Origin of the sequence: uncultured Meiothermus sp. (assembly GCF_937863175.1) — a bacterium.
Lineage (GTDB): Bacteria > Deinococcota > Deinococci > Deinococcales > Thermaceae > Meiothermus.
On sequence record NZ_CALMCQ010000264.1, the window covers coordinates 1 to 9,754 of the forward strand.

Consider the following 9,754-nt stretch of genomic DNA (forward strand, 5'->3'; position numbering starts at 1 on the left):
GATAGCCTTTATATTGCCTACCACGGTTCCCTGGGCGTTCAGGATCCCAGCCAGTACCGCGACTGTAAAATCGAGCGCTTTGTAATCAAAAACGACCTGCCGGTACGGGCAGAAACCTTTGCCACGGGTTGGCGGGAGCCGGGCCAGATGTGCCGTGACGCCTGGGGTCGCCCGGTGGGCCTGGTGATTGGCTCGGACGGTGCGATGTATGTCTCGGATGCTAGAGGCGGGCGGATTTACAGGATCTGGTACAGGGGAAGGTAGCGTTGGAAGTTCCGACGCGGGTTCGTTATTCTGCACAGGAGCACGGGAAGGGCTGGTTTAATTTTACGAAAGCTTGCGTTTTTGACCCCACCCCAACCCGCACCCATAAGGGGCGGGGGGTTGGCTTAACTTAGCTTCCGATTCACCAGTTCCTGCACCAGTTGGGGATTGGCCTGCCCTCTGGTCTCGCGCATCACCTGGCCTACAAAGAAGCCCTGCAGACCGGTCTTGCCTGCGCGATAGGCCACCACTTTATCGGGGTTTTCGGCCATGATACGGTCAATTATGGGCTCGAGTGCGCCCGCGTTGCTGAGCTGTTTCAAGCCTTTTTTGCGGACGATCTCAGCCGGAGCTTCGCCGCTCCCCAGGGCTTCGGCCAGCACGTCCTTGACAATGCGGGTGCTGATTTCGCCCGACTCGAGGAGCTGCACCAACCCGGCCAGCCCCGCTGGAGTGACCCTGGACTCGCCCGAGCGAATGGCTGTTCCCAGGTCGTTAACCACCCAACTGGCCAGACTGCGGACGGGGGCGGTCTGGGCTGCTTCTTCCAGGAAAGCCGCCAACTTCGGTTCGCGGGCCAGCACCAGGGCCTCCGATTCGTTGATGCCCTGGGACTGCCAGGCCCGAAACCTGGTTTGTTGCTCGAGGGTCAGTTCGGATTTGTGCTGGGAGACGGGTCTGACCTCACCAACCGGGCTATCCAGCTTCTTTACTGCGCTCGAGGCTTTGTGAGCGGCCTCGCTCCGGCCCCAGGTGTCTTTCAGGGTTACGATCCGATTGAAGACCAGCGTGCTGGGTCTGGAATCCACCGGGTCTTGCCAAAAATAGCCGGTGCGCTCGAGCTGGTAGCGGGTCTCGGCGGGATCATGCGCGACGCTGGCCTCGATGCGCCCGTGGGTCACTTCCAGGCTATGGGGGTTGACAAAGCTCAGGAAGTCTCGGTCTTCGTGGGTTTCCTGGTCTTCCTCGAGTTCCCTGGCCTCGGCCTCGGGGTGGGCTACGCTAAAAAGGCGGTCGTAGAGGCGAAACTCGGCGGGGAGGCCATACTCTGCACTCACCCAGTGGATCACGCCGTCCGCCCGGGCGTCCTCGCCCAAGAGCGTGCAGAACAACTCGGAGACCTGCCCTGCTTGGTTGGTCTTGAACTCGTCGCAGCGGATCACTCCGGCCAGCTTGAGGCGCACGGCTCCACCGGGGGTCAGGCGCTTGAAGCCCTGGGGGGGGTCTATGGCGAAGTCGTCGGTCTCGATGTAGAGCTCGGAGGTCAGGGTCACCAGGCGAACCGCCTTCTCGGGCTTGACGCGCTCACCGCTCGGCAGGGCTACCAGGCCATCGGGGGAGTCCTGAATTACGTCGTGTGGCCAGTAGGGCATGGCAATGGTTTTGGGACTGGTCAGATTGGTGAGCAGCACCTTGAGGGGTCGCAGAACCGCCATCACGCGGGGGGCGGTGGGATTGAGGTCGTCGCGGATGGAACCTTCCAGCAAGGCCATATCCACCGTGCGGTTGGTGCGCGAGATACCGACCTGGCTGGCGAAACGGCGGATGGCCTCGGGCCGCACCCCGCGACGCCGCTGGCCTGCCAGGGTGGGCATGCGGGGGTCGTCCCAGCCCCGCACGTGGCCCCCCTCGACCAGTCTGCGTAGCTTGCGCTTGGAAACTACGGTGTACTCGAGGCTCCGGCGTCCAAACTCGTACTGGTAGGGCCGGGGGGGTGTCCAGAGGTGTTCCATGAGCCAGTCGTAGATGGCCCGGTTGTCCACAAACTCGAGGCTGCACAGGCTGTGCGTTACCCCGTCCAGCGCGTCGGTGGTGGCCTGGGCAAAGTCGTAAGAGGGATAGATGCACCACTGCTTGCCGGTGCGGTAGTGCTCGGCGTGGACGATGCGGTAGAGCACCGGGTCGCGCAGCTTCATGTTGGGGCTGGATAGGTCAATCCGGGCCCGCAGGACGTGCTCGCCGTTGCCAAACTCGCCGGCCCGCATCCGCCGGAACAGACCCAGGTTTTCCTCGATACTTCGGTTGCGATAGGGGCTGGGGGTTCCAGGTTTGTCCACACTGCCCCGCAGGCGGGCCATCTCTTCCGGGGAAACACTGTCCACGTAGGCCAGCCCTTTCTGGATGAGCCGCAGGGCCATCTCGTAAAGCTCCTCAAAGTAACTGGAGGCATAGCTGACCGCTGGCCCCCAGTCCCAGCCCAGCCAGCGCATATCGGCAATCAGCGCCTCGGCGTACTCGGCCTTCTCGGCCTCGGGGTTGGTGTCGTCCATGCGCAGGCGGCACTCCCCGCCATAGTCCAGGGCCAGGCCAAAATCTATGTAGCTGGCCACCGCATGGCCCAGGTGGGCGTAACCGTTGGGTTCGGGCGGGAAGCGGGTGACGATCTTCTGGTAGCGACCGGCCTTTAAGTCTTCCTCAATGATCTCGGTGATGAAGTTGGGGTTTACATAACGGGTCTTGGCATTGGGTGTGCTCATGACAATATGCAGAGAATACACCGCCTCATGCAAAATACCCAGGGTTGGCCGTCCCAATTTATCGGGGGGTGCGGAGCCAAACGGTGGTCTTCCCGGTCTAAACCACCTCCCAGGTGCTGTGCTTGCTGCTTCGGACGGCGGCATCTATGACTTTCTGGGTGGCCAGCCCATCTTCCAGGCTAGGGGTGGGTTGCTGGTTTCTGGTTGCTGCTTCCAGGAAGCGCCGCGCCAGCTCGACAAACTGGAAATGTCCCCACGACCAGCCCGGGTTGCGCCCGCGCAGCAGATCCGGATCGGGGGGGACTTCCTGATAGTCGCCAGGGCGTTTGGCCAACCACAGTTGACCGCTTCCACCCGTTGCCCAGATGGCGGGTCTCAACTTGAGCGCACCCCGGGTTCCCTGGATTTCCAGTTCCATGTGCTGGGTTCCACCGATGTGCACCCGGGAAAGGGAAAAAGCCCCGCTGGCACTGCCCAGCCGGGCCAGTATTGCGCCTTCGTCGTAGTTGGTGACCGGGTCGGGGCGTTGGAGGTGGATGGAGGAGAGGGCCAAAATTCGGGTTAGCTCGAGCCCGCTCACCATCCGGGTCAGGTCGAACAGGTGCGCCCCCAGGTCGGCCACTGCGCCCCCGGCCCCGCCAATCTCGGCCCTGGCCCGCCAGGTGGTGGGGCCCTCGGGGTCGCCCATGAAACCACCGTGGAAAAAGCCCCGCACATACAAGACCTCACCAATTTTGTTGGACTGCATCCGCCGCTGCGCGGTCTCGGCAGCCAGGTCGCCCCGGCTGGTGAAAGCCGTCAGGCCGACGCGGCCATGGGTTCTGGCAGCGTCCACGATCGCCTGCCCTTCGGCGGTAGAGCGGGCCAGGGGCTTATCCATAAACAGGTGTTTGCCTGCCTGCAACGCCTGGATACCCAGGGTGGCGTGGGTGTCGTCGGTAGTGGAGATGGCTACCGCATCACAGGCCGACAACAAATCTTCGTAGCGCTCATAAGCCCTGGTTCTAAACAGAGTGGCCAGCTTTTGTGAATTCGCCAGGGTGCGGCTGTAAATGCCCTCGATTTCCGCGCCTGCGTCCTGAAATGCCGGGAGGTGGGCGAAACCTGCCCACCAGCCAGCACCTACGATTCCGATTCGCATAGAGTCTCCTGATTTTCTCAGTTAACGTGCAGCATACGAACCTGCCAGCCAGGGCTGATTTGAAAATTGGCTTAAGGGAGTGATACCGGGGGAGACCAAAGGCCGGTTTAACCGGTGTCAGGCCCGTCGAGCAACTCCCTCAGTTGCGCGGCGCAGGCTGATCGGCGGGTCGAACGTTTCGGGGCATCACCCCCCCGATAATCATGCCCAGTACGTCATCATGGGTTACATCCTGGGTGTAGACGGTGCCGACCAGTCGTCCGTTTTTCATCACGGTGATGCGGTCGGCCAGATCGAACACATCGTGCAGGTCGTGGCTGATCAGAAATATCCCCACCCCCTCGGCCTTGAGGGCCTTGATGAGCTGGTGAACTTTCTGGGTTTCCTCCGGCCCCAAAGCCGCGGTAGGCTCGTCCATAATCAGACAGCGGGCCTTGAAATAGATGGCCCGTCCAATCGCTACGGTCTGACGCTGTCCCCCAGACATCTGGGCTACCGGCAGGCGCAGGGACGGGATTTTCACCCGCAGGCGATCCAGGGTTTTGCGGGCCTCGACTTCCATAATGTCCTCGTCCAGCATTACGCCCCGCACTTTTTCCCGGCCCAGGAATACGTTGGCCACCGCATCCAGGTTGTCGGCCAGGGCCAGGGTCTGGTAGATGGTCTCGATTCCCTGGGACTGGGCATCCTGAGGGGTGCGAATCTGTACCTCCTGCCCACCCACCCGGAGCAGGCCGTTGTCGGCCTGATAAGCTCCGGAGAGCACCTTGATCAGGGTGGATTTACCCGCGCCGTTGTGACCCAGCAGCCCCACAACCTCGCCGGGGTACAGGTTAACCGATACGTTGTCCAGAGCCTGGTTCCCGCCAAAGCGGAGGCTGATATTGTGCATTTCCACAAGAGGAGCCATGCTCACCTCCGATTCCTGAGATACACCGTGTTCCAGATTACGGCTGCCAGCAGCACCGTGCCCAACACTACGTTCTGCCACTCGGTGGGCATTCCCATCAGCACCATCCCGCTGCGCAAAGAGGACATCAGGAGTGCCCCCAGCGCAGCCCCCACGATGGTTCCACTGCCACCCGCCAGGGCCGTTCCCCCAATCACGGCTGCTGCAATCACGTCGAGCTCGAGCAAATTCCCCATGCTGTTGGTCACGAAGTTGAGGCGGGCGGACTGCACCGCCCCGGCCAGGGCTGCCAGCATGCCCATCAGGGCAAAAACCGCCACCAGCATGCGTTTGACGTTAATACCGGCCAGCAGGGCGGCCTCGGGGTTGCCGCCAATCGCAAATACGTAGCGACCAAACCGGGTATTGAGTGCGACCCAGTTGAGCGTAAACAGAACCACCAGGGTAATCAGAACCGGTACCGGCATGCCCCTCGGAACGGTGGTTCCCGGATAGGGGAAGGCATTCATCACCAGCACAAAGGCTAGGGTCAGGGCTAACAAAGCCCCATTAACCACCGCTTCTGCCCATACCGGGCGCACCGGAAGGCTGTTCTTGATACGCCGGTTGCGGTTGGTGAGGGCCTGGTAGACGATGTAAGCCATCACCATCAGCCCCACCATCCAGGTCCACAACTCCCCAATCGAACCCGTAAGGCCACCGCCCAGAACCTTAAAGTTGTCGTCGAGCGGGCCAATGGTGCGCCCACTGGCCACAATAAAAGTAGCGTTGCGAAAAATCAGCAGCCCTGCCAGCGTGACCACAAAAGCCGGCACGGCCCAGTAGGCCACCCAGTAGCCCTGAAAGGCCCCAATCAGGGCCCCCAGCAGCAAGCCCACCAGCAGCGCCAGAATCCAGTTCCCACCCCAGCCCAGTGGCGGAACGGTCTGAATCAGGGCCATGATCATGCCGCTAAAGCCTAGGATTGAACCCACCGAAAGGTCAATCTGGCGCGTTACAATCACCATCACCATGCCCCCCACCATGATGCCCACCACCGCGGTCTGAACCGAAAGGTTCCAGAGGTTTTGCGGGCTCAAGAACTGCCCCGGCTGGCCCATGGTGAGAATCTGGAATACCGACCAAACCACTGCCAGCACCACCAGCATGGTCAGAATACGCCCATCCACCCCCAGGCTCTGCACCAGACCTGGGTGGGCTCTCGAGGCTGTTTGTTTTTGCATGACCAGGCTCCTCCGCCGGGTTTTGATGGTTAGACTCGATTATAGCGCGGCCTTCGCAGATGGCGTGCTATGTGCGCCCACGATAGAAATTTCGGCGATGGCTTTACGCGCAGCACTTCTGGGCTTGCGTCGGCGCAGGTCTCTTACCAGGCCTCTGTGGGTAGAGCCAATTCCTGCGTGGAGATGCTTGGCGTGAAAACCCATGTTTGGCTGCAAAAAGGGTGGGCAGGATGCCCACCCTTTCGGCATAAGTGAGCTCTACCGGCAGGCCGCAGGGGCAGCAGCGCCGCTGACACCCTGGCAAAGGGCCTGCTTGGTGATCCAGCCCGCCTGCAGCACCACATCCAGGTTCTGGCGGGTTATCGGAACGGGCTTGAGCAAGAGAGCGTTCATGCGAACCTTATTGGGGCCGTCGGCAAAAACGGTTCTGCCGGGCAGCCTTTCCATTGCGGTGCCACGGGCCATGAGCACGGCTGCTTCGGCGGCTCTGCGACCCAGCTCGCGGGCATCTTTCCAGACGCTCACGGTTTGCTGCCCCCGGGCCACGCGGTTAAGGGCGGCCTGGTCACCATCCTGGCCCGAGACCGGCACCTTTCCGGCCAAGCCGACTGCGGCCAGAGCGGCCACCACACCCCCGGCGGTTCCGTCGTTCGAGGCGACCACCGCATCTACCCGGTTGGCATTGGCGGTAAGGATCTGCTCCATGTTGCGCTGAGCCACTTCGGGCCTCCAGCCATCGGTGTACTGCTTACCTACCACCTTGATATCGCCGCGCTTGATGGCTGCATCGAGCACCTCGAGCTGCCCCTTGTGCAAGAAGTCGGCGTTGGGGTCGGTATTGGCCCCCAGAATGAAGGCATAGTTGCCCCTGGGCCGGGCGGCAAACACGGCCCTGGCCTGCATGCGGCCTACCTCCACGTTGTCAAAGGTGATGTAGTAGGCGTAATTGTTCTCGATCAGGCGGTCATAGGCCACCACCGGAATACCTGCGGCCCTGGCCTTCTCAATGGCGGGCAGGATGGCATCTTTGTCCCAGGCCAGAATAATCAGGGCCCTGGCACCACGGGCAATCAGGGCATCAATGTCGTTGAGCTGCTTCTCAGAAGAGCTCTGGGCATCGGCGCTGATGTAGGTAGCACCCATACGCCCCAATTGTTCGCGGATGGCCCGCTCATCTATCTTCCAGCGTTCTTCCTGGAAGTTGGCCCAGCTCACTCCCACGATTACTTGCTGCGCGAAAGTGGGCACCACCATCGCAAACAGGGCCAATACCATCACCTTGAGGAATAGTTTCATACTCCCTCCCCTTATCCATAGTGAGCCGATGCCACCAGCCTTGGAACTGCTTCCCTTTACTGTTCGACTCGAGAACGAAGATACATTTATTAAAGCGCTATTGTCAATGCCTGGTGGATGGATTGGGGGCCTGCTCAAGATTTGTGCCCATCCCCGATCCCCTGAACCTCGAGTTCATGGTGGACTGCTGGCAGGTACAAAGCGCTGAATACCCTTCCCTCGGCTGAAAGTGACAAACTGATTGGCCTTGACTTCCTGCCACCCCTCCCACTGACCGTCGGGCCAAAGCACCCGCATGCGCACCTGCTCTGCGCTGGCCAGTCCAAAGTGCGTCCAACCCAGTCCTCCGCTCACGTGTCCACCTCCCGCGGTCAGTTCGCGCCTCAGAACTCGACTGGCAAGCTGCACTTCCAACCATGCCCCAATGCCATCGGGGTTGGGGCCCGACTGATGCAGCCGTACCTGCAGCCAGTTTCCCAGTGGCTGGGCAGTCGGCGGGGTAGCGGTTTGTGAACCGGGGGTGGCCGCGCCCAGATTGCGCCAGACCTGGGCCAGGTCGAGCCGGTTGACTACCACGATATCCAGCAGCCCATCGGCATTGAAATCCATGACCTGTGCCCCGCGACCCCGGAGAAAGCTGGCAACTCCAGATTTATCTCCGACCTCCACAAAGGTGCCATCGGGCTTTCCCAACAGCAGGTTGTTGGGATCGCGGGCGGCGGCATCGCGCATGAAGCCCACGTTTCCCTTGGACACAAACAGATCAATCAGCCCATCGTTGTTCATGTCCTCGAACTGCGCGTGCCAGGCCGTGGACATGTGCACATCACCACCCGTATAGGGGCGGTGGGCAGTAACATTCCGCCGGAAAGCAGTATCACTGTAGGTGGGTCTGTCGGGTGTTTGCAGCACTTGCAGTTTGTTGTCGCCCATGCTGGTCAGGTAGTAGACCGGATAGCCCGAGCCGGTCAGGTCGTAGCTGGCAATGCCCATTCCCCAGATTTGCAGGCGTTTCCAACCGTCGGACTCGTTATAGAGTCGAGGGGCTTGTCCGGGGCTTATCTGCCAGAGCTGTTCGTGGCCTAGGCCACGGTAATACTCGCGGTCGTTGGAAACCCTCAGCGAGGGGGTTCCCGAGCGGTTCCAGTCGGAGAATAACATCGAGAGCGCACAAAAGCTGGGCTCGAGCGGGAGGGGGGCTGCAAAACCCTTGCCACCAGGAGCGGGGCGGTAGAGGGCATTACCCCGGCAGCTTCCCCAGGGAAACTGGGTGCTGCGACTGACATAGGCTCCGGTAGCCAGGGTGGGCCAGCTCTGCCCCCTTTCCCAGGTTGCCGCAAAGGCGGTGGTCCAGGTGTTGCCTCCCTGGAACCCCCACAAGCGGTTGGCATTCTCGAAACGGCAGTGGCCCAGCCCGCGCAACAGGATGTCCTCCCCGGCCCTGAGTAGAACCAGGTCGGTTTTGCCGTCGCTGTCAATGTCCAGGGGGTAGGCTCCTACCACCTGCTCGAGTTCAACCCCGGCAGTTTGCTCCCTGAAGCGCAGCCTCCCGCCTGCGGCACTTTGATTAAGGTAGAGTTTAGCCCGGTTGAGGCCTCCGGAGAGCACCAGTTCGGGCAGGCCATCGTCGTTGCAGTCAAAAACCGCCACCCCCCCACCCACCACAAAGTCGCCATCAAAGCGAGTCTCGAGGCCCGAAGACTGCGTCTCCTCGATAAAACGGGGGATGGCGACCTGGGCCAGGGCCAGGCCAGAGAGCAGCAGCCCAAGGCTACCCAGCAAGGCCCCCGTTGGATTCATCGGGGGAATAATACCGCAAAGCCGGAGGAGTTTCTTTGTGTCCGAGGGCAAGCGCGCTAGACTGAAACCATGCGCACGCCGGAGCCCCGTGTCTCGGGAACCTTCAAATGCCTGATGGTGATGCTGTTGCTAGTCCTCGCGGACTTCGGACTGGCCCGGCCTGCTCAGTCGCGGGCCTGGATCGCAACCAGCACCCCTGCTATCGAGCGCCTGCTGGGTCAATTGCAGACCGACCCCAGTCAGCCTGCCAGCGGCCTTGGCTGGGATACCCTGAGCGAACTTCACCGACTGGAATTGCTGGGCATCCAGACCCAGATGTTCTCGCCCCCTCGCACTGCACGGGCTCTGGCACTGCTCTCGGTAGCCGTGAACGATAGCCTGCACTGGGTGCAAAATCAGGCCGGAGCCGAGGCTAATGTGGTCGCTGCCTATGCGGCGCAGGAGGTCGTGCTCTATCTGCACCCCACATTTCCCAATTTAAAGGATGCAGTACGGCAGACCGCAGCAGCGGTCTATGACCAGGCCTCGAGCCGTGGATTTGCAGCGAATAATCTGCGGATATCTCGGGAAATCGGGCGACAGGTGGGACTCCAGATAGCCGCCTGGGGGCGTCAGGATGGTGCAGCTCGTCAGAGTATACCCG

At 61.4% G+C, this 9,754-nt stretch carries 6 protein-coding genes and 2 pseudogenes; 2 read left to right on the plus strand and 6 right to left on the minus strand.

Going from position 1 to position 9,754, the window contains the following annotated elements:
* A pseudogene (locus Q0288_RS09890) lies at positions 1 to 264 on the plus strand (sorbosone dehydrogenase); the annotation flags it as partial.
* A 125-nt stretch (positions 265 to 389) separates the two neighbouring features.
* On the opposite strand, the gene Q0288_RS09895 reads toward Q0288_RS09890, so the two are convergent.
* The 6 genes from Q0288_RS09895 to Q0288_RS09920 all read right to left on the minus strand — a co-directional run bounded on the left by Q0288_RS09895 (position 390) and on the right by Q0288_RS09920 (position 9,111).
* Positions 390 to 2,741, minus strand: a complete 2,352-nt coding sequence (locus Q0288_RS09895; RefSeq protein WP_299429926.1) for a glutamine--tRNA ligase/YqeY domain fusion protein — start codon at positions 2,739 to 2,741, stop codon at positions 390 to 392.
* Between the two features lie 97 nt (positions 2,742 to 2,838).
* Entirely contained in the window at positions 2,839 to 3,882 is a 1,044-nt protein-coding gene (locus tag Q0288_RS09900) for a Gfo/Idh/MocA family oxidoreductase (protein ID WP_299429928.1), read from the minus strand.
* A 139-nt stretch (positions 3,883 to 4,021) separates the two neighbouring features.
* Positions 4,022 to 4,792, minus strand: a complete 771-nt coding sequence (locus tag Q0288_RS09905) for an ATP-binding cassette domain-containing protein (RefSeq protein WP_299429930.1) — start codon at positions 4,790 to 4,792, stop codon at positions 4,022 to 4,024.
* Between the two features lie 2 nt (positions 4,793 to 4,794).
* Complete coding sequence (locus tag Q0288_RS09910; RefSeq protein ID WP_299429932.1) at positions 4,795 to 6,015, minus strand: sugar ABC transporter permease; 1,221 nt, start codon at positions 6,013 to 6,015, stop codon at positions 4,795 to 4,797.
* Between the two features lie 258 nt (positions 6,016 to 6,273).
* Positions 6,274 to 7,311, minus strand: coding sequence for a D-xylose ABC transporter substrate-binding protein (gene xylF, locus Q0288_RS09915; protein ID WP_299429934.1), 1,038 nt, complete (start codon positions 7,309 to 7,311; stop codon positions 6,274 to 6,276).
* 174 nt (positions 7,312 to 7,485) lie between these two features.
* Positions 7,486 to 9,111: a CRTAC1 family protein gene (locus Q0288_RS09920; RefSeq protein WP_299429936.1), complete on the minus strand. Its 1,626-nt coding sequence runs from the start codon at positions 9,109 to 9,111 to the stop codon at positions 7,486 to 7,488.
* A gap of 69 nt (positions 9,112 to 9,180) precedes the next feature.
* Between Q0288_RS09920 and Q0288_RS09925 the strand changes: the two are divergent.
* Positions 9,181 to 9,754, plus strand: a pseudogene (locus Q0288_RS09925) (phosphoesterase PA-phosphatase); the annotation flags it as partial.